14 protein-coding genes are annotated in these 20,167 nt (G+C 73.1%); 7 read left to right on the top strand and 7 right to left on the bottom strand.

Annotated features, from left to right (window positions below):
- Position 1: 1 nt before the first annotated feature.
- The gene (locus tag KG111_RS16160) at positions 2-4,183 is read right to left on the bottom strand and encodes a hypothetical protein (RefSeq protein WP_213450004.1); all 4,182 of its coding nucleotides are present in this window, start codon (positions 4,181-4,183) and stop codon (positions 2-4) included.
- A 184-nt stretch (positions 4,184-4,367) separates the two neighbouring features.
- Between KG111_RS16160 and KG111_RS16155 the strand changes: the two genes are divergently transcribed.
- Complete coding sequence (locus KG111_RS16155) at positions 4,368-5,912, top strand: MFS transporter (RefSeq protein ID WP_205289785.1); 1,545 nt, start codon at positions 4,368-4,370, stop codon at positions 5,910-5,912.
- On the opposite strand, the gene KG111_RS18500 is transcribed toward KG111_RS16155, so the two are convergent.
- Together KG111_RS18500 and KG111_RS16145 are read right to left on the bottom strand one after the other, a co-directional pair.
- Positions 5,869-8,499, bottom strand: a complete 2,631-nt coding sequence (locus tag KG111_RS18500; RefSeq protein WP_275889995.1) for a helix-turn-helix transcriptional regulator — start codon at positions 8,497-8,499, stop codon at positions 5,869-5,871. The genes KG111_RS16155 and KG111_RS18500 overlap by 44 nt on opposite strands.
- A 59-nt stretch (positions 8,500-8,558) precedes the next feature.
- On the bottom strand, positions 8,559-8,993 hold the full coding sequence (locus tag KG111_RS16145) for a hypothetical protein (RefSeq protein WP_205289784.1): 435 nt from the start codon (positions 8,991-8,993) through the stop codon (positions 8,559-8,561).
- A gap of 116 nt (positions 8,994-9,109) precedes the next feature.
- On the opposite strand from KG111_RS16145, the gene KG111_RS16140 reads away from it, so the two are divergent.
- Positions 9,110-10,027 (top strand): hypothetical protein, encoded by a 918-nt coding sequence (locus KG111_RS16140; protein WP_205289783.1) that lies wholly within the window; start codon positions 9,110-9,112, stop codon positions 10,025-10,027.
- On the opposite strand, the gene KG111_RS16135 is transcribed toward KG111_RS16140, so the two are convergent.
- Complete coding sequence (locus KG111_RS16135) at positions 10,011-10,988, bottom strand: sulfotransferase family protein (protein WP_205289782.1); 978 nt, start codon at positions 10,986-10,988, stop codon at positions 10,011-10,013. The genes KG111_RS16140 and KG111_RS16135 overlap by 17 nt on opposite strands.
- Before the next feature lie 108 nt (positions 10,989-11,096).
- Here KG111_RS16135 and KG111_RS16130 point away from each other — a divergent pair, with 108 nt between their 5' ends.
- Both KG111_RS16130 and KG111_RS16125 read left to right on the top strand, forming a co-directional pair.
- Positions 11,097-12,014 (top strand): phosphoribosylaminoimidazolesuccinocarboxamide synthase, encoded by a 918-nt coding sequence (locus tag KG111_RS16130; protein WP_205289781.1) that lies wholly within the window; start codon positions 11,097-11,099, stop codon positions 12,012-12,014.
- 71 nt (positions 12,015-12,085) lie between these two features.
- A complete protein-coding gene (locus KG111_RS16125; protein WP_205289780.1) occupies positions 12,086-13,648 on the top strand; it encodes a long-chain-fatty-acid--CoA ligase in 1,563 nt (520 codons plus the stop codon).
- A 57-nt stretch (positions 13,649-13,705) separates the two neighbouring features.
- Here the strand turns inward: KG111_RS16125 and KG111_RS16120 are convergent, their stop codons facing one another.
- Positions 13,706-14,218, bottom strand: a complete 513-nt coding sequence (locus KG111_RS16120) for a YflT domain-containing protein (RefSeq protein WP_205289779.1) — start codon at positions 14,216-14,218, stop codon at positions 13,706-13,708.
- Positions 14,219-14,293: 75 nt separating this feature from the next.
- Between KG111_RS16120 and purS the strand changes: the two genes are divergently transcribed.
- Together purS and purQ are read left to right on the top strand one after the other, a co-directional pair.
- Complete coding sequence (gene purS / locus KG111_RS16115) at positions 14,294-14,539, top strand: phosphoribosylformylglycinamidine synthase subunit PurS (protein WP_205289778.1); 246 nt, start codon at positions 14,294-14,296, stop codon at positions 14,537-14,539.
- The gene (gene purQ, locus KG111_RS16110) at positions 14,536-15,204 is read left to right on the top strand and encodes a phosphoribosylformylglycinamidine synthase subunit PurQ (RefSeq protein WP_205289777.1); all 669 of its coding nucleotides are present in this window, start codon (positions 14,536-14,538) and stop codon (positions 15,202-15,204) included. Before purS ends, purQ begins: the two co-directional genes overlap by 4 nt.
- Before the next feature lie 19 nt (positions 15,205-15,223).
- Here purQ and KG111_RS16105 read toward each other — a convergent pair whose 3' ends face one another.
- Together KG111_RS16105 and KG111_RS16100 are read right to left on the bottom strand one after the other, a co-directional pair.
- Complete coding sequence (locus tag KG111_RS16105) at positions 15,224-16,057, bottom strand: hypothetical protein (RefSeq protein WP_205289776.1); 834 nt, start codon at positions 16,055-16,057, stop codon at positions 15,224-15,226.
- Positions 16,058-16,220: 163 nt separating this feature from the next.
- Positions 16,221-17,699, bottom strand: coding sequence for a glycoside hydrolase domain-containing protein (locus KG111_RS16100; RefSeq protein WP_205289775.1), 1,479 nt, complete (start codon positions 17,697-17,699; stop codon positions 16,221-16,223).
- A 171-nt stretch (positions 17,700-17,870) separates the two neighbouring features.
- On the opposite strand from KG111_RS16100, the gene purL reads away from it, so the two are divergent.
- Entirely contained in the window at positions 17,871-20,165 is a 2,295-nt protein-coding gene (gene purL, locus KG111_RS16095; protein WP_205289774.1) for a phosphoribosylformylglycinamidine synthase subunit PurL, read from the top strand.
- Positions 20,166-20,167 lie beyond the last annotated feature (2 nt).

The raw sequence follows: 20,167 nt of genomic DNA, 5'->3' as shown, positions 1-20,167 counted from the left end.
CTCAGCCGGCGGTGCCCCGTCGGCGGCGGGTGGCGAACCAGACGCAGCCCACGCCGGTGGCCAGCATCAGCAGGCCGGTCGGCGCCTGCCACCAGGTCGTCGTCGAGCCGGTTGCCGGCAGCGTGGCGGTGGGGGCCTTGTCGGGCACGACCCCGCTCACCGGCTCCGCGGTGACCACCAGGATCGCCGCGGCCCTCTGGCCCTGCGCGCTGGCCCGCACCCGGTAGCGCCCGGCCTTCGGGGCGGAGCAGGCCGCGTCCGTGCACGAGGCCGCACCGCTGGCCCGGAAGCGCGTGCGGCCGGTCAGGTCGCCTCGGCTGTTGCCGAATCGGTCCAGCCCCTCGACGCGGTATGCCTGCTCCTCGTCGACACCGACCTCCGCGCGCGGAGGGGTGAGCTCGATCGCCGCGAGCGCCGCGGGTGCGACCCGCAGGGTCGCCGTCGCGGTCACGCTCTCGCCCGGTGCGAGCGGCGCGAGCCGCACCACGATCGGCGGCGCGGGCTGGGTGAACGTCCCGGTCACCGTGTAGTCGCCGGTCCGTTCCGACCCGCACACGTTGGCGGTGCAGGTCCCCGGCGCGTCGATGCTGAACACCGTGGTCTCGGTGGCGTCCTCGATCAGGTTGTCGAACTCGTCGTACGTCGAGGCGGCGTACTCCTGGCCGCCACCGGCGGTGATGGTGCCGGTGGCCGGGGAGATCTCGAGGCGCGCCACGTCCGCGGGGGTGACGGTGAGCGTCGCGGAGTCGGTCAGCCCGCCCTGGGTGCCGGTGATGGTGTGCTCGCCGGCCTTGGTGGAGCCGCAGGTGTGGGCGGTGCACTCGGCGTCGGTCGAGGCGGTGAAGGTGGTGGTCGTGGTGACGTCGCCGACGAGGTTGTGGAACCGGTCGTAGGTGCGGGCGGTGTAGTCCTCGGTGTCGCCGGCGGTGATGGTGGCGGTGTCGGGGGTGACGTCGAGCCGGTCGACGGCCGCGGGGGTGACGGTGAGCGTCGCGGAGTCGGTCAGCCCGCCCTGGGTGCCGGTGATGGTGTGCTCGCCGGCCTTGGTGGAGCCGCAGGTGTGGGCGGTGCACTCGGCGTCGGTCGAGGCGGTGAAGGTGGTGGTCGTGGTGACGTCGCCGACGAGGTTGTGGAACCGGTCGTAGGTGCGGGCGGTGTAGTCCTCGGTGTCGCCGGCGGTGATGGTGGCGGTGTCGGGGGTGACGTCGAGCCGGTCGACGGCCGCGGGGGTGACGGTGAGCGTCGCGGAGTCGGTCAGCCCACCTTGCGTGCCGGTGATGGTGTGCTCGCCGGCCTTGGTGGAGCCGCAGGTGTTGGCGGTGCACTCGGCGTCGGTCGAGGCGGTCAAGGTGGTGGTCGTGGTGACGTCGCCGATCAGGTTGTCGAACCGGTCGTAGGTCCGGGCGGTGTAGTCCTCGGTGTCGCCGGCGGTGATGGTGGCGGTGCCGGGGGTGAGGAGGAGATGGTCCGCGGCGGCCGGGGTGACGGTGAGCGTCGCGGTGTCACTCAGGCCGGTGTGCGTGCCCGTGACGGTGTGCTCGCCGGCCTTGGTGGAGCCACAGATGTTCGCGGTGCACTCCGCGTCGGTCGAGGCGGTGAAGGTCGTCGTCGTGGTGACGTCGCCGACCAGGTTGTCGAAGCGGTCGTAGGTGCGGGCCGAGTAGCTCAGGCTGTTCCCGGCGAGGATCGTGCCGGTCGCCGGCGTGATCACCAGGTGGTGCACTGCTGCCGGAGTGACGGTCAGGGTGACCGTGGCCGACCGGCCGCCGGCGGTGCCGGTGACCAGGTAGGTGCCGGAGGTCTCCGAGCCGCAACGGTTCGCAGCGCAGTCGGCGGCGCCGTCCACGGTGAACGAGGTGGCGCCGGTGACGTCGGCGACGAGGTTGTCGTAGCGGTCGTAGGTACGTGCGGTGTAGGCCTGGGTCGCGCCGGCGGCGATCGTGCTCGCCCCGGGGGTGACCTCGAGCCGGTTCACCGCGGCTGCCGTGACGGTGAGGCTCGCGGTGTCGCTCTGCCCGAGGTGAGTGCCGGTGACGGTGTAGCCGCCCGCCCGCTCGGCGCGACAGGTGTTGGCGGCACAGGTCGCGGCGCCGCTCGCGGCGAACGTGGTGCTCGCGGTGACGTCGGCGATCCGGTTGCCGAAGCGGTCGTAGGACGCCGCCGTGTACGGCTGGCCGGTTCCGGCGCTGACGCTGGCGGTCCCCGGCGAGATCTCGATGTGGGCGAGTGCCGCGGCGGTCACCGTCAACCGGGCGGTGTCGGTCCACGCGGGCACGCCCGGGGCGTCGACGCGGGCGGTGACCGTGTAGCTGCCGGTCACCTCCGAGGTGCACCGGTCGGCTGTGCAGGTGGCCGCCCCGTCGGCGGTCAGTACGACGTACCCGGAGATGTCGCGGTTCAGGTTCCCGAACCGGTCGTAGAGGTTGGTCACGTAACTCTGGGTGGTGCCGGCGGTGATGGTGCTGGTGCCAGGGCTGAGCACGATGTGGTCCGGGTCCGCGGCGCCGACCTCGAGGTCGGCGGTGGCGGTCAGCCCGCCCTGGGTGGCGGTGACGGTGTAGTCCCCGGCGGTCTCGGAGCCGCACACGTTGCCGGTGCAGGACGCGGCGCCGGACGCGGTGATCCGGGCGCTGGCGGTGACGTCGGCGACGAGGTTGTCGAAGCGGTCGTAGGTCGACGCGGTGAACCGAGCGGTGTCGCCGGCCTGGAGGTGGGCGGCCCCGGGGCGGAGCACCAGCCGGTTCGCCGCGGCGGCGGTGACGGTGAGGCCCGCGGTCGCGGTCTTGCCCCGGTAGCTGCCGGTCACGGTGTAGCTGCCGGCACGCTCGGCGCCGCAGCGGTTGTCGGTGCAACCGGCGACGCCGGAGGCGGTGAAGTCGGTGTCGGCGGTGACGTCGCCGAGGTCGGTGCCGGCCGGGCTGTAGGCGTGCGCGGTGTAGGTCGCCGTCGCTCCGGCGGCCACGGTCGAGGACGCGGGGGTCACCACGATCGTGTCGACCGAGGGCGCCACGGTCACCATGACCGTATGGGTCTCGGCGACCCGTGCACCGACGGCGAGAGCGGCGACCGTCACCGAGAAGCTGCCCTCGACCGAGGCGCCCGGGGCGAGGACGAGCTGGCAGGAGCCGTTGATGCCGGTCAAGGAGGTCTTCACCCACGCCGGAGCCGCCCCCTCCGTCCGGCAGCCGACCGTGTTGGTCACCGGCAGGTCGACGGTCGTGGAGACGCCTGCAGGGGCGGCTGCGGTGGCCGGGCCGGTGAGCGTCGGCTCAACGCGGACGGCGGTGACGTTGGCGATGCCGCCCTGGGCGTCGTCGGTGGAGGTGACGTTCCCGGTCCGGTAGGTGAAGCTCAGGGACTTCGACGTTCCGTCCGCTTCGGTCAGAGCCGTGTACCGGACCCAGGCGCCCAGCGAGGTGCGGGAGACCGCTACCCGACCGCTGGCGAGCTCGGTGACCGCCCCTCCCGTGGAGCTGACGTCCCAGCTGATCAGGTACTGCCCGTCGACCACCGTGTCGGGGATGCGCCGGGTCACGTTGACGTTGCCGCGGTAGACCCCCGGCGATGCCTCGGTGGGCTTCAGGTGGATCCAGGCGCCGCCGCCCGGAGGTGCGGGCAGCGCGCCCTGCGCGCCGGTGACCAGGTCCGCGGAGCCGTTCTCGTCGCTCGCTTGGGGGTGGACGGCGGTCCAGCCCGGGCCCAACGGCGCGAGTGCAGCGGCCGCGACCGCGCTCCGGTTGCCCGGGGTCTTCGACGTCCCAGCCTTCTCCGATCGGTCCGGCTTCTCCGCCGGGCCCGGCTCCGCGGTCGGCGCCGCGACCGGCCTGTCCGAGGGCTCTTCGGTCGGCGACTCCCTCGGCGACTCCCTCGGCGACTCCCTCGGCGACTCCCTCGGCGACTCCCTCGGCGACTCCCTCGGCGACTCGGTCGGCTCCTCCGAGGGCTCTTGCGACGGCTCGGCCTTCGGCTCGGTGGAGGGCGAGGCGCTCGCCTCCGGCGTCGGGGCGACCCCCGAGGTCGGCGCCGCAGAGGTGGCCTCCGCGGCGGCGATCGGCGTGGCCGGGGCGTCGGCGACGGTGGGTGGCACCGCGCCCAGGGTGAGGGCGGTGCCGGCAAGGGCAGCGGCGGCGATCAGCCGGACCGATCGCCGAGCTCGAGCCGCGGGGGAACGACGTGCACGCATGGAAGGACCATTCCGATCGAGGGACTGCGGCAGGAGGGGCCTGCTGCCAGCGACCCAGCGAACGCTCACCAAAGCAGGGCTGGCAACAGTAAGGTCCGGATGTCGCCCGGCATGTCACCCGGCAGGTCGCGCGGTGTCTCGTTCCCCGCCGCTTCCTGCAGGAGAACCCGATGACGAGCACGCCATGACCGCGTTCGCCGCGCCCCGCGCCTCGGTGCGCGTCCACGGGCTGCTGGGCGTCGTCGCGGTCCTGGCCGCCGTCGAGGTCGCCAGCGGAGCCATCCAGGGCTACTACGGCCCGGTCATGGTCGACATCGCCGACGGCGTCGCGATCGGGTACGGCGACCTGAACTGGCTCGAGGCGTCCCAGCTGATCTTCTCGGCGCTGGTGGTGGTGCCGCTGGCCCGGTTGGGTGACCTCGTCGGCCACCGCACGGTGCTGCTGGGCGCGACTGCCGTGACCGCGGTCGCGACCTGGGGCATCGCGCTCGCGCCGTCGTTCCCCGTGCTGCTGGCCGCCTGGACGCTGCAGGGCGTCTACGTGGTGTGGCTGCCGATCGAGGTCGCGATCATCCACCGCCGTACCGCCGGCAGCCCACGCCAAGGGCGCACCACTCGTCGGGTGGCGGCGCTGCTGGTCGCGACGCTGGAGCTGTCGATCATCCTCGCCGCGATGCTCGCCGGCCAGCTGGCCGAGCGAGTCTCGTTGACCACGATGCTGACGCTGCCGGCCGTGGCGGTGACCCTCTGCGTGCCGGCGCTGTGGTGGCTCGGCGACACCCCACGCCGTGGTGCCCGCCGCTTCGACGGCGTCGGTCTCGGCCTGCTGGTGCTGGCGGTGTCGGTGACGATGGCCGGTCTGGTGCTGGTCCGGCTGCAGGGCGTCTCCTCGCCGATCGCCTGGCTGCTGGTGCTCGCCGGCTGCCTGCTGCTGGTGCCGTGGTGGCGCCACGAGCACGGGCACACCGACCCGCTCGTCGACGTCCGGCTGCTGGCGGACCCGGCGCAGTGGGGCATCCAGCTGACCGCGCTGCTGCTCGGCATGTCGCTGCTCGGCGCGCAGGTGCCGTTGTCGACGTACTTCCGCAGCGATCCTGCGGTGACCGGCTACGGCTTCGGGATCTCCGCCGCCGAGGGGTCGCTGCGGCTGACCAGCTACGTGGCCTGCCTCGCGATCGGTGCCCTGGCGCTGCCGCTGACCAGCCGGGTGTTCGGTCCGCGCGGCGCGATGGTGGTCGGCTGCCTGGTCTACGCCGCCGGGTACGCCGCCTGGCTGCCGCTGCACGGCAGCGAGGCCGGCACGTGGTTGCTGATGGCGGTGGTCGGCCTGGGCACGGGCGGGCTGGTCGCGGGCATCCCCGCCGCCGCGGTCGCCGCGGCACCCCCGGACCGGGTCGGCTCGGTGACGGGGCTGACGAACGCCGCCAAGGCGATCGGCGGCGGCCTCGCCTCCGCGGTGTTCGCGATCTGCCTGGCCAGCACCGGCACGCTGCGGATCGACGGCGGCAGCCTCGGCGGGTACTACGCGGTGTGGTCGATCTGCGCCGGCTCCGGGCTGCTCGCGGCCGCGGTGCTCGCCCTGACCGCACGAACAGTGCGGCCGACGAGGCCACCGCGACCAGCGGGCGGCGTACCGGGTGGTGGCGGCAGCCCGGGCCGAGCCGCCGGTGAGGACCGGACCGACCTCAGCCGCGGCCCAGCAGATCCAGCTCGATCGCCCGCTCGATGACCGCGGAGCGCGAGTTCACCCCGAGCTTGCGGTAGATGCGCTGCAGGTGCGTCTTCACGGTGTTCTCCGAGACGTGCAGCGCGGCGGCGACCGCGCTCCGGGTCGAGTGCAGCACCATCGCCGCGATCACGGCCCGCTCCTGCGTGGTCAGCGACACCGCGGCCCTCGAGCCGGGGAAGCAGTCCGGGAGCAGGCCGGTGAGGTAGGTCCGCAGTGCGCCGTTGTCGGCTCGGTCGGCGAGTGCGCGGAGCGCGGCCAGGTCCGCGGCCGGCAGGTACATCAGGTGGGCCCGGGCGCCGTCCACGCCGCTCAGCGCCAACGCCCGCTCCAGCAGTGCGAGCGCGCTCTCCTCGTGCCCGGCCCGCAGCGCCGCGGCTGCTCCCAGGGTCAGCACCGCGACCGTCGACCGCAGGGTGTGGCCCGGCCGCTGCTCCAGCGCGGGAAGCCCCAGCAGCACGTCGTCGGAGCCGCCGGCCAGAAGCCGGCTGAGCAGCACCGCCGGGGCGAGCTGCCCGGCGTGTCGGCCACCACCGCGCAGCAGCGGCAGCGCCTTGGTCCGGTTCCCGGCGGCCAGCCAGAGCACGGCCAGCGCGCCGCGCACGGCCGCGGCGCCCAGGCTGCCCGTCTGGTGCTGGCCGTCCGCGGTCCTCGGGCCGTTCGGCTCGGGGGTCATGCCCGGCGGTGGCGGCGTGCGGCGCAGCAGCTCGGCCACCCGGCGCGCCTCGGCGGCGGCCTCACCGCGCCCGAGCCGGGCGTGCATCAGGGTCCAGGTGCTGAACGGCCAGAACTCCGAGGTGTGCAGGAACGACTCACAGCCGTCGTACTCGGCCAACGCGCCGTCGAGGTCGAAGGCGTCCAGCAGCAGCGTCGCGCGGCCGATCCGGCCCAGTGCGTTGACGTAGGTCCGGCGCTCACCCGGACCCCATGCCTCGTCGTCGACGAGCGTCATCGCCGCGCGGGCCTCAGCGGTGCGACCCTCGACCGCGCTCAGCCCGACGGCGTAGACCGCCGTGTGGTTGAGCACCTCGGGACGGCCCGCGCCGGCGACGGCGCGCGCGGTGGCGCTGCGCGCGGCCTCGAGGTCGCCGGCCTGGAAGTGGGAGTAGGCCAGGTGGCGCAGCGCGAGCGTCCGGACCTCGCCCAGCTGCTCGGCGTCGGCCTCCGGCAGCGCGGCGAGGAACGCTTCCGCCGCTCGAGCCGCCCGGTGCGACTGTGCGAACCGACCCAGCAGGCGCAGGCTGACCGTCTTCGAGAGGTGTCCCAGCAACACCTCGCCCGGCGTCGGGTCGCTCAGCCGCGGCCCGTCCCAGGCGGCGCTGATCCGGAAGAAGTCGCCGGCCGCGCCGCGCAGTGCCGGGTCCCGGTGGCAGGCCAGGCCACGGCCGAAGGCGAGCGCGGGGTACTGCCGCAGCGCCCGGCTCGGCACTGCGGCCAGGTGGTGGTCGAACAGGGTCGAGGTGATCGCGTCCTGGTTGCCCGCCACCAGCAGCGCGTAGACCCGCGCCGCCACGCCGTACAGGCCGTGGGAGACCGCGACCTCGAAGGCGGCCTCGTGCGAGCCCTGCCGGTGCAGCCACCACGCGGAGAGCTCGGCGGCGCGCAACCGCTCAGCGGCAGGCTGCTGCGCGGCGTCGGCCAGCATCGCGTCGCGCAGTGCGTCGACGTACTGGAACACCTGCCGATCGGGCGTGAACGGGATCCACCGACCGAACCCGTTCCACGCCAGGTCGTCGAGCAGCTGCTTCACCTCGGTGCTTCCGGCGAGCTCGGCGGCCAGGGCCTCGTCGAAGTACGGCGGCACGACCGTCGCCCGGACGAGCTCCGCGCCCGGGCCGCTGCCCAGCTGGCCGCGCAGGTCCTCGGCGACCAGCGCCTGCCAGTCGGCGTCGGGGAGCCGGTCGCTCGGCCGCGCCCGGCCCAGTGCCAGCAGCGCGGCGCGCAGCGCGAGGGGGTAGCCGCGGGTGGCTCGGTGCAGCTGTGCCGGGGAGGCCGCCACCCCGGGCGCGAACGCAGCCACCAGCGCGGCCGTCTCGGACTCGGTGAAGGCCAGCTCCTCGGCACCGATCAGCTGCACGTCGCCGCGCAGGCTGCGTCCGGGACTGCCGAGCCCGGTGCTGCCGCGGGTGGTCACCACCACGCGGAGACCGGGAGCGTCGCGGACCAGGGCGAGCAGGTCGGCGTCGACCTCTGCGGTCGCCTCGCGGAGGCGCTCGTAGGCGTCGATGACCAGCGTCACGGGGCCGCGGGTCGTCACGTGCTCGCCGAGCGCGGCCGCGAGCACCGCGCCGGGGAGGTCGCTGCGGTCCAGGTCCTCCGCGTGGGCCGGGAGCGGGAGGTCGGCGTCGAGCACACCCAGCCGCGTCGCGGAGGCCAGGACGCTCTGCCAGAACGCCGGGCGGGAGACCAGGTCACCCTCGAGACTGACCCAGATGACGGGGCACGGCACCGTCTCCACCCAGCTGCGCACCAGGCTGGTCTTGCCGAACCCGCTCGGTGCGGCAAGGACGCTCAGCGGCGCCTCGGGTCGGTCCAGCAGCCGGTGCAACCGCTCACGGGGGAGCAGCAGCGGCACCCCGCCGGTCATCATCGCCTCGTCCTGCCCGAGTCGGGGTGCTCTGTGCCTACGTCGTTCCTGCGTCGCCCGGGTCAGGCCCGGGCGTCGCCGCCCCAGTTCGCGAGCTTGGTGGCGATCGCGTGCAGGTCGGCCGGCGTGTTGGTGCCCGGCGCGAAAGGTGCGAAGAACCACACGTGGAAGTGGCCGCGGTGCGCGCCGTAGCGGCTCACGTCGACGTAGGAGGTCTCCGGCAGGTTCTCGATGATCCGGGTCAGCCGGTTCGAGATGCGGCCGAACTGCGAGGCGATCTCGTCGTCGAGCTGGCCGACGCGGGTGTGCTCGCGGGTCTGCAGCAGCAGCGAGGCGGCCATCTCCGCGGGCCCGTCGGTGTAGGAGAGGATCCAGAACTCGTCCTCCCAGACGATCCGCTCGGGGGCGACCCCGGCGCACTCGGGGCACTCGCCGCCGATCTCCTGGCGCTTGGCGCCGACGATCCGGGCCCAGACTTCCTCAGCAGACTCCGTCATGGGCACATGCTGCCACCAGCCACCGCTCGAGGGGTGAGGACCCCCGGGATCGGTCCGGAGCCGGACGGACCCCGACGAGCCAAAGTCGAGCCGATCAGTCGAGTAACATCACCGGCATGACCCACGACACCCTCGCGGTCCCGACGTACGACGACCCCACGGTCGTGGTGGCGGCGCCCGCGGCGGGTGCGGGAAACTGGGCGGGCGCAGCCAGCGCGGTGCTGGTCGACGGCGTGTTCTGGCTGACCTACCGGGTGCGCCGCCCCCTGGCCGCCGGCCGGGGCGTCACCGTGGTGGTGGCCCGCTCGGACGACGGAGAGCAGTTCGAGCCGGTGGCCGAGGTGCACCGCGACGCCTTCGGCAGCGAGTCGTTCGAGCGCCCGGTGCTGGTCCCCGTCCCGGGCGTGGGCTGGCGGCTCTACCTGTCGTGCGCGACCCCCGGCTCCAAGCACTGGTGGGTCGACAGCCTGAGTGCCGCGACGCCCGAGGCGCTGCCCGGCGGCGAGCGTCGGATCGTGCTCCCCGGCGACGACACGATGGCCGTCAAGGACCCGGTGATCGAGCACCGCCCCGAGGGAGACGGGCTGACCGGCCGCGCCGGCTGGGAGATGCTGCTGTGCTGCCACCCGCTGACCGAGCCCGGCCACGAGGACCGGATGACCACCCGGCTGCTGCACAGCGACGACGGCCTGGCGTGGACCGACCTGGGCGAGGTGCTGGCCGGCCGGCCGGGGGAGTGGGACGCCCGCGGTGCCCGGGCCACCGCGGTGCTGCCGCGGCGCGACGACGGCCCGCTGCGGGTGCTCTACGACGGCCGTCGCGACGCGATGTCGAACTGGTTCGAGACCACCGGTGTGGCCACCTGGGACGGCAGCCGGCTGGTACCCACCGACGCCGACCCGATCGCCGCCCCGCACGGCGACGGCGCCTGGCGCTACGCCAGCGCGGTGGCGCTGCCTGAGGGCCGGACCCGGTTCTACGTGGAGGCCGCCCGCGCCGACGGCGCGCACGACCTGGTCACGCTCCTCCGCTGAGCCCGCCCGCCTGCCGCTGCGCGAACGAGCCGCGGTCGCGCGTGGAGAGCCAGTCGCTGTAGTCGTCCCCGGTCAGCTCCATCAGCAGCCGGATGTCGGCCTCGAAGGCCGGCAGCAGCCGCGCCCGCTGCTCGGCGCTCAGCGAGGGCCGGTGGGCGTCGGTGGTCTGCAGCCGCGCCACGACCGGCGTGCTGAGCCGGCGCCACACCTCGGGCGGGGCGAACTGCCCGGCCCAGGCTCCCGCCCGGACCATCGGACCGACGAGACGAGGGCGCAGCCCGGGAGCGACGTAGGGCCGGGAGTTCTCCCGCGCGATGCCGGGCACCGCGCCCTCGCGCAGGCCGAGGAACCGGCACGCCCGGTCCACGGTCTCGACGGGCCGGTCGACGATGTCGCGGTAGCGCACGACCAGCACCCGGGAGGGATCGACCAGCTTGAGCAGGTCGGCCAGCTGCTCGCCGTACAGGCCGAGGTCGCGGTAGCGCCAGAACGGGGCGTACCCGGCCGCGACCCGCTCGTCCTGGCGCGCGAACGCGGTCTCGAAGTCCGCCTCGGGCTCGAGGCCGTCGGACCACAGGTGCATCCAGTTGCTGTAGGCGCGGTCGATCGGGTCGCGCACCACCGCGATCAGCCTGATGTCGGGCAGCGCCTCGGCGATCCGGCGCTGCGCGCCGCGGTGCCACAGGTAGAAGGGCGTCGACTCGCCGCGCGCCGCGTGCGGGGGAGCGAGGCGGAAGAGGTCGGCGTAGGCCTCGCGGTGCCAGATCCACTCCCGTTGCGAGTGCCGGTCGCCCGGTCCGCGCCAGTGCGGCGGCGGTGCGTCCTCGCAGAGCCAGAACTTCGGCTCCTTGGGCGTGGTGACGAACACGTCCGGGTGGGCGGCCAGCGCCAGGTGCAGCGCACTGGTGCCGGCCTTGGGCGCGCCGACGAGGAGGAAGTCGGGGCGGGGGTCCCGGGTCATCGCGCGCTCCGATCCTCAGGCGATCCGCAGATGATGTCCAGTAAGTCAGTCTAGATACGCCGAAGGGGTTGCGGCAACGGGATCGCGCGGCTCAATAGGCTGTCGCCCGTGACCCTCGCGAACATCCCGCCCGCCCCCGAGCTGCCCGGGGCCCGCCACCTGCACTCGGGCAAGGTGCGCGACCTCTACGAGGTCACCGACGGCGAGCACGCCGGCAAGCTGCTGATGGTGGCCAGCGACCGGCTCTCCATCTTCGACTTCGTGCTGGAGACGACCATCCCGGACAAGGGCGAGATCCTCACCCGGATGTCGCTGTGGTGGTTCGAGCAGCTGGCCGACCTGGTGCCCAACCACGTCATCTCCACCGACGTGCCCGAGGCGGTGCGCGGGCGCGCGGTGATCTGCGAGCGGCTCGACATGTTCCCCGTCGAGTGCGTGGCCCGCGGCTACCTGACCGGCTCCGGCCTCCTCGACTACCGCGCGAGCGGCGAGGTGTGCGGCGTCGCGCTGCCCGCCGGCCTGGAGGACGGCAGCCGGCTGCCCGCACCGATCTTCACCCCCGCCACGAAGGCCGAGCTCGGCGACCACGACGAGAACGTCTCCTTCGACGCGATCGTGGAGACCGTCGGCAGCGGTACGGCGGAGACGCTGCGCGACCTGACGCTGGCCGTCTACGGTCGCGCCGAGGAGATCGCCCGCGAGCGCGGCATCATCCTGGCCGACACCAAGCTCGAGTTCGGCGTGCTGCCCGCCGTCGCCGGCGACGTCACCCCGCCGCCCATCGTGCTGGCCGACGAGGTGCTCACCCCCGACTCCTCGCGGTACTGGCCCGCCGACGACTGGCAGCCGGGGCGCACGCAGCCGTCGTACGACAAGCAGATCGTGCGCAACTGGGCGCTCTCGCCCGAGTCCGGCTGGGACCGCTCCTCCGGCGAAGCGCCGCCGCCGCTGCCGGCCGAGGTCATCGAGCGCACCCGCAGCCGCTACCTGGAGGCCTACGAGCGGCTCACCGGCGAGCGCTTCTGACGGATCCCGGGGCGCGGGAGCGCTGGTCCCGGGGCGCGGAGGCGCTGCGGCCGGGCACGTACATTGCCTGCATGACGAACCTCGCCGGTTTCCTCGAGAACAGCGCCCGGGAGTTCCCCGAGCGCACCGCGATCGTCCTGGGTGAGACCCGGCTGAGCTATCCGCAGGTCGACGCCGCGGCCAACCAGGTGGCGAACCTGCTCGTCTCCCGCGGCATCGGGCCCGGCGACAAGGTGGCGCTGAGCTGCCCGAACCTGCCCTACTTCTCGATCGTCTACAACGGCATCCTCAAGGCCGGGGCGACGGTCGTGCCGCTCAACGTGCTGCTCAAGGGCCGGGAGGTGGCCTACCACCTCGGCGACTCCGACGCGAAGGCGCTCTTCGCGTTCGAGGGCACCCCGGACCTGCCCATCGGCAAGGAGGCGTTCGAGGGCTTCGGGACGGCCGAGGGGTGCGAGCACTTCTTCCTCATCACCGCCGACCCGGCGGCGCCGTCGCCGATCGAGGGCGCACAGACCTTCGGTGCCGCAGTGGCCGGCCAGCCGGCCACGTTCGACACCGTCGACGTCGCCGACGACGACACCGCGGTCATCCTCTACACCTCCGGCACCACCGGGCAGCCCAAGGGTGCCGAGCTCACCCACCGCAACATGCGCTCCAACGCGCTGGCCAGCGAGTCGCTCTTCGGCGCCGACGCCGCCCACCCCGACACCTACCTGTGCGTGCTGCCGCTGTTCCACTCCTTCGGCCAGACCGTGATCCAGAACGGTGCCTTCGCCTACGGCGGCACCGTCGTCATGCTGCCCCGCTTCGAGCCCAAGGCGGCGATCTCGCTGATGCTGAGCGAGAAGGTCACCTTCTTCGCCGGCGTGCCCACCATGTACTGGGGCCTGCTGGGCGCGCTCGACGACAGCGTCGACGTCGCCACCCTGGCCAACAACCTCCGCGTCGCGGTCGCCGGCGGGGCGGCGCTTCCGGTCGAGGTGCACCACCGCTTCGAGGAGCGCTTCGGCGTCACGATCCTCGAGGGCTACGGGCTGTCCGAGACCTCGCCGGTCGCCAGCTTCTCGCCGTACGGCGAGCCCGTCCGGGTGGGCTCCATCGGCACCCCGATCCGCGGTGTGGAGATGAAGCTGATCGACCCGGACGGCTGGGACGACGTCCGCGAGGACGGCGCCGAGCGGATCGGTGAGATCGCGATCCGCGGCGACAACGTGATGAAGGGCTACTACAAGCGGCCCGAGGCGACCGCCCAGGCGATCAGCCCGGACGGCTGGTTCCGCTCCGGCGACCTCGGCCGCAAGGACGCCGACGGCTGGTACTACATCGTCGACCGCTCCAAGGACATGATCATCCGCGGCGGCTACAACGTCTATCCCCGTGAGATCGAGGAGGTGCTGCTCACCCACCCCGCGATCTCGCTGGCCGCGGTCATCGGGGTGCCGCACGAGACCCACGGCGAGGAGATCAAGGCCGTGGTCATCCTCGAGCCCGGTGCGTCCGCGACGCCGGAGGAGATCGTGGCCTGGGGCAAGGAGCAGATGGCGGCCTACAAGTACCCGCGGATCGTCGAGATCGTCGACGCGCTGCCGATGACCGCCACCGGCAAGATCCTCAAGCGCGAGCTGTCCTGACCGGCGCCGCTGCGCTCAGGTCAGCGGCCGGTCGGCCGGACCGGTCGGGCCGGTCGGTCAGCTGAACGGGTCGGGCAGCGCGCCGGGGAGCGTGGCGAGCAGGTCGCGGGCCTGGCCGGCGACCTTGTGCTCCACGAGCACCTCGTAGCGGGTGGCGACGACGGCGTTGACCGAGGAGAAGTCGCGTCGGCCCCGGGTCGCCACGAAGCTGAGCAGCGCGAAGACCACGCCGAACGCCAGGCCGATCAACGCCGAGGACAGCACGATCGCCAGCACCTCGCCCTCGCCGCCGAAGAAGCTGAGCAGGAGGCCGACGAACAGGCCGAACCAGATCCCGCTCATCGCACCGCCCGCCGCGACCTTCCCGGCGGTCAGTCGTCCGGTGATCCGTTCGACCTGCTTGAGGTCGGTGCCCACGATCATGCAGTTCTGGACCGGGAAGCCCCGGTCGGAGAGGTAGTCGACCGTGCGCTGCGCGGCCGGGTAGTCGTCGTACACGGCCAGGGACTGGGGATAGTCGAGCCTGAGCAGTGAACGGTTGGGGTCGTTTCCTGTGGTGGGGATGCTCATGGAGCCAGTCTGCACCCGTGTCCGAGCGGGAGCGTGGTGTCAGGTTGGCGCTCGCCCGCCACTAGACTCCGGGGCGTGGCCCGAGTCGTCGTAGCTGTCATGCCGAAGCCCGAGATCCTCGACCCCCAGGGGAAGGCGGTGCTCGGTGCGTTGCCCCGCCTGGGCTTCACCGGCGTCACCGACGTCCGCCAGGGCAAGCGGTTCGAGCTCGAGCTCGACGGCGAGGTCACCGACGAGGTGCTCGCCGAGGTCGAGAAGATGGCCGAGACGCTGCTGTCCAACCCGGTCATCGAGGACTACTCCGTGAGCGTCGAGCGGTGAAGATCGGCGTCGTCACCTTCCCGGGCTCGCTCGACGACGTCGACGCGCGCCGCGCGGTCCGCATCGGCGGCAACGAGGCGGTCGCGCTGTGGCACGGCGACGCCGACCTCAAGGGCGTGGACGCGGTCGTCCTGCCCGGCGGCTTCTCCTACGGCGACTACCTGCGCTGCGGCGCCATCTCCCGGTTCGCGCCGGTGATGGAGAAGGTCGTCGAGGCCGCGCGCGCCGGCATGCCGGTCCTGGGCATCTGCAACGGCTTCCAGATCCTGTGCGAGTCCCACCTGCTGCCCGGCGCGTTGATCCGCAACGACCACCGCAAGTTCGTCTGCCGTGACCAGCTGCTGCGCGTGGAGAACAACCGCACCGCCTGGACTTCGGCCTACGAGCAGGGCCAGGAGATCCGGGTCGTGCTGAAGAACGGCGAGGGCGGCTTCGTCGCCGCCCCCGAGACCCTGGCGCGCATCGAGGGCGAGGGCCAGGTCGTCGCCCGCTACCTCGAGGTCAACCCCAACGGCTCCCTCAACGACATCGCCGGCATCGCCAACGAGCGCGGCAACGTCGTCGGCCTCATGCCGCACCCCGAGCACTCCGTCGAGGAGCTCACCGGCAGCGGCACCGACGGGCTGGGGTTCTTCACCTCCCTCGTCGAGTCCGCCTTCGCCTGAGCCGAGGAGGGCTCCGCCGCTACTTGGTCTTCTCGAGTACGAGGTCGAGGTAGTGCACCGTCTCCTCGGGCGTCAGGCCCGAGGTGTAGATGTCGTAGGTGAGGCCGTCGCGCTCGGCGCGGCACTCGACCTGATAGTTCCCGGCCGTCGGCTCCCCGTTCGTCGGCTGATCGCTGGACGGGTCTACCGGCCGCGTCCAGTACGTGGCGCAGCGGTGACCGTCGATCTCGCTGAGCCGCGTCCCCTGGCCAGGCTGGTCGATCTCGAACGGGCCGTGGGGGATGACCAGGCCCGCGTCACCCGGGACCACGGTGACGGCGAACTGGGCCGGGCGGGCCGCCCGGCTGTCGTCCGCGGCCGCGGCGACGTCCATGTACGAGCGCGCCGTCGCCTTCCCGTGGAGGGCGCCGAGGACTTCCCCGGCCTTCTTGTCCTCGGCCTCGGCGGCCTGGTTGAACCTCTCCACCCCGGACCTGTCGGAGCTCGTGGTGGCGCCGCTCTCCTCGGGCGTCACGGCTGACTTTGCGACGAACCGCTCGTCGAGCCGGTCCGGCAGCGCCGGCAGGTCGGCGGCTGCGGGGTCGTCGGAGACGACCAGGTACGTCGCCCCGGCGCCCGCGCCCGCACCCACGAGCAGCGCCCCGAGGGCGAGCGGTACGACGAGCAGCGCCTTCCCCCGCCCGCGCGGGTGGCCGTTGTCCCCACGTCGGCCTGCCGTGGCCGGTGCCGTCGGTGCCGTCGGTGCCGTCGGTGCCGTCGGCAGCGGTGGCAGCGTGCCGGGCACCGGCCGGCCGGCCCAGGCGCCCAGAGCGCCCTGGTCCCGCGGAGCGGTCGGGACCGTCGGCGGAGGCACGGGCGGGCGCCGCTGCTGCGTCGGATCGTTCTCAGGAGTCCCCACGGCGCCACGTCTGCCCCGAGCGCGGCTGCCGAAACCGCCCGGGTGCGACCCCGGTGCGTCCTCGAGGTGCACGTCAGGGCCGCGGCGAGTGCCGCGGCCCTGACGACTGCTCTGTTGCTCAGTACACCCCGCGGGCGAGCCGGGCCCAGGTCGCACTCTTGACCTGGCCGGTCTTCCCGGCGCCGGCGACCTTGTTGTAGGCCGCGACGTGGGCGGCGGTCGTGGCGTCGTAGCGGCCGGTGATCGGGACCTTCCGCTTCGGCATCGCGGCGCCGACGGCGCGCTGCACCCGTCGTACGTCGGGGCCGGTGGAGCCGGTCTTCAGCATCGGCCGGGTGCCGGCCGACAGCAGGGTGACCCAGTCCAGGCGACGCCAGCGGACGGTGGAGGTCGGCCGGCCGGTGGCCTGCTGCCACGCGCCCGCGGCCTTGCCGGTGGCCTTGTTGAAGTTGCCGGTGATCCGGCCGCGGTAGAGGCCCTTCTCGGTCAGCAGGCACTGCAGCGCCTTCACCACGGGAGCCGAGGGCGTGTAGCTGGCGGTCTTGGGCTTGAGCGCCCGGTAGCGGATCAGGTCGACCCGCACGCCGCCGCAGTGCGTCTCCTTGGCCGGGGTCGAGTCACCGAGGTCGAGGTAGTTGGAGTCGATGTTGATCTTCACGCCGCCCCAGGTCTCGTCGTGGCCGCCGCGGTACTGCTTGATCCGGGCCTTCTTCCAACCCGCGTCGGAGATGTAGCTGGTGGAGGTGTTGGCCTTGCCGTCCCAGCGCGCGATCCAGATCTGGTCGGGCAGGGTGACGTCGCTGCGGCGCTCCTTGCGGGCGTCGTCGAGGACGCGCATCCCGGAGCCGGCGCTGGAGTAGACACCGGACTTGTAGCCGAGCTTGCGGACCTGGACGGTCCAGGCGCTGAGGAAGGCCAGGGAGGCCTCACGGCACGTCGCGTTGCGGTAGTCGCTCCAGCCCTCGAGGTCGTAGAACAGGGTGCTGCCCGGGACGATGCCCAGGTTGCGCGCGGTGGCGACGGCGGTGTCCGCCTCGGCCACCGCCTGCTTGCGGGCCGCGGCCCACGAGCCGGTCTTCGACGTGCTGATGGTGGGGTCGATGTTCTTGCCGTACTTCGGGTAGCGGCCCACGCACGAGGACTGCGGCCCGAGCGTGATCGGCAGCAGCTTCCAGCCCTTGGCCAGCTGGTTGGAGACCCAGGTCGGGGTCAGGTTGGGCTGGTTGCGGCAGTGCCGGGAGTTGCCGGAGATGTAGATGCCGACGGCCAGGAACGGCGAGTGCTTGAGCCAGACGTCCATCGCGGCCTGGCTGGGCGCCAGGCACTGGTCGAAGCCGTAGCCGGTGAATGCGCCCGGGGTGGGCGGGTTGGTGCTCTTCTTCTTGGCCGCCACCTGAGCGGCGACCAGGGTGGCGGCGGGCTCGGCCGCGCCGGACCCCTGTGCCGCCGTCTGGGTCGAGGCCTGCACGGTGACCAGGCCGGCGAGCGCGACGACGGCGCTCAGCGTGCCCACCGCGGTACGCAGCGACCTGCCGCGGCGGCGCGCGGACGGCGCCGGGGATCGGCGGATGGAGGTGGGCGTGAGCCGGGCAGACATCGGAGAAACTCCAGGGGAAGGTGGGGCTGGTGGTGCGAAGCCTGGTCACCATAACCACACCAATCACACGAGTAACAGGCCTCGTGTTGAACTACAAACCTGTAGTTCTCGCCGGGGTTGCCGCGCCCGACCGGCTGAACGGACCGGCGTCGGCGCCGATAGCCTTGCCCCGTGGCCGACACCCGATCCGCACCGTCCCGTTCCACGCTCGACACCGTCGCCGTGGCGGCCGGGGACCCCGACCGCGATCAGCCGTGGGCCGACCTCGGCCTCAAGGCCGACGAGTACGACCGGATCAAGGAGATCCTCGGCCGCCGGCCGACCGCCTCCGAGCTGGCCATGTACTCGGTGATGTGGAGCGAGCACTGCTCCTACAAGTCCTCCAAGGTGCACCTCAAGCAGTTCGGCGAGCTGCCGCAGGAGACCCCGATCGGCCCGATGCTCGCCGGCATCGGCGAGAACGCCGGCGTCATCGACATCGGCCAGGGCTACGCGGTCAGCTTCAAGGTCGAGTCGCACAACCACCCGTCGTACGTCGAGCCCTACCAGGGCGCCGCGACCGGCGTCGGTGGCATCGTCCGCGACATCATCGCGATGGGCGCGCGCCCGATCGCGGTCGTCGACCCGCTGCGCTTCGGCCCGCTGGATGCCGACGACACCCTTCGCGTGCTGCCCGGGATCGTGGCCGGCGTCGGCGGCTACGGCAACTGCCTGGGCCTGCCGAACATCGGCGGCGAGGCCGTCTTCGACGCCACCTACCTCGGCAACCCGCTGGTCAACGCCGGCTGCATCGGCGTGCTCAAGCACGAGGACCTGCACCTGGCCAACGCCACCGGCAAGGGCAACCTCGTCGTCCTCTACGGCGCCCGCACCGGCGGCGACGGCATCGGCGGCGTCTCCGTGCTGGCCTCCGAGACCTTCGACGCCGACGGTCCGGCCAAGCGCCCCAGCGTCCAGGTCGGCGACCCGTTCATGGAGAAGCTGCTCATCGAGTGCACGCTCGAGCTCTTCGCGGCGAAGGTCGTCAACGGCATCCAGGACCTCGGCGGCGCCGGCCTGTCCTGCGCGACCACCGAGCTCGCCTCCGCCGGTGACGGCGGCATGCGCTGCGAGCTCGACCGGGTCCCGCTGCGCGACTCCACGCTCTCGCCCGAGGAGATCCTCATGAGCGAGTCGCAGGAGCGGATGATGGCGGTCGTCGAGCCGGCCAACATCGACCGCTTCATGGAGATCTGCCGGAAGTGGGACGTCGAGGCCGTCGTGATCGGCGAGGTCACCGACACCGGCCGGCTCGAGATCACCTGGCACGGCGAGACCGTCGTCGACGTGCCGCCGCGCACCGTCGCCCACGACGGCCCCGTCTACCAGCGCCCCTACGCCCGCCCGGACTGGCAGGACACCCTGCAGGCCGACGCCGCCGAGGCGCTGCCCCGCCCGCGCACCGGCGAGGAGCTGCGCGCCACCCTGCTGCAGCTGGTCGCCAGCCCCAACCTGTGCGACAAGTCCTGGATCACCGACCAGTACGACCGCTACGTGCAGGGCAACACCGTCCTCGCCCAGCCCTCGGACTCCGGGATGGTGCGCGTCGACGAGGAGACCAACCTCGGCGTCTCGATCGCCACCGACTGCAACGGCCGCTACGCCAAGCTCGACCCGTACGCCGGCGCGCAGCTCGCGCTGGCCGAGGCCTACCGCAACGTCGCCACCGGCGGCGCCACCCCGCTCGCGGTCAGCGACTGCCTCAACTTCGGCTCGCCCGAGGACCCGGCCGTGATGTGGCAGTTCGCCGAGGCCTGCCGTGGCCTCAAGGACGCCTGCGCCGAGCTCGGCGTCCCGGTCACCGGCGGCAACGTCAGCCTCTACAACCAGACCGGTGAGACCGCGATCCTGCCCACCCCCGTCGTCGCGGTGCTCGGCGTCATCGACGACGTCACCAAGCGCACCCCGTCGGCCTGGTCGGCCGCCGGCGAGCGGATCGTGCTGCTCGGCGAGACCGCCGAGGAGCTCTCCGGCTCGGAGTGGGCCCACGTCGTGCACGGTCACCTCGGCGGCCGCCCGCCGCGCGTCGACCTGGCTCGCGAGAAGGCGCTCGCCGCGCTGCTGCGCGAGGCGAGTGCGCTCGACGCCGGGCTGCTCACCTCGGCCCACGACCTCTCCGACGGCGGTCTGGCCCAGGCGCTGGTCGAGGGCGCGCTGCGGCACATGGTCGGCGCCCGCGTCGACGTCGCCGCCGTGGCCGAGGACCCGTTCGTCGCGCTGTTCTCCGAGTCCGTCGGGCGGGTGCTGGTCACCGTCGCCGACGGCGAGGAGGACCAGCTCGTCGCGCTCGCCGAGCGCCACGGCGTGCCGGCCACGGTCCTCGGCACCACCGGCGGCGACAGCCTCGCCGTCGAGGGCCACTTCGACGCCGCGCTGTCGGAGGTCCGCTCGGCCTGGACCGCGACCCTGCCCGCCGCCCTCGGCTGACA

This window comes from Nocardioides faecalis (assembly GCF_018388425.1).
Classification (GTDB): Bacteria; Actinomycetota; Actinomycetes; order Propionibacteriales; family Nocardioidaceae; genus Nocardioides; species Nocardioides faecalis.
This window is presented reverse-complemented; position numbering and strand designations above follow the sequence as displayed.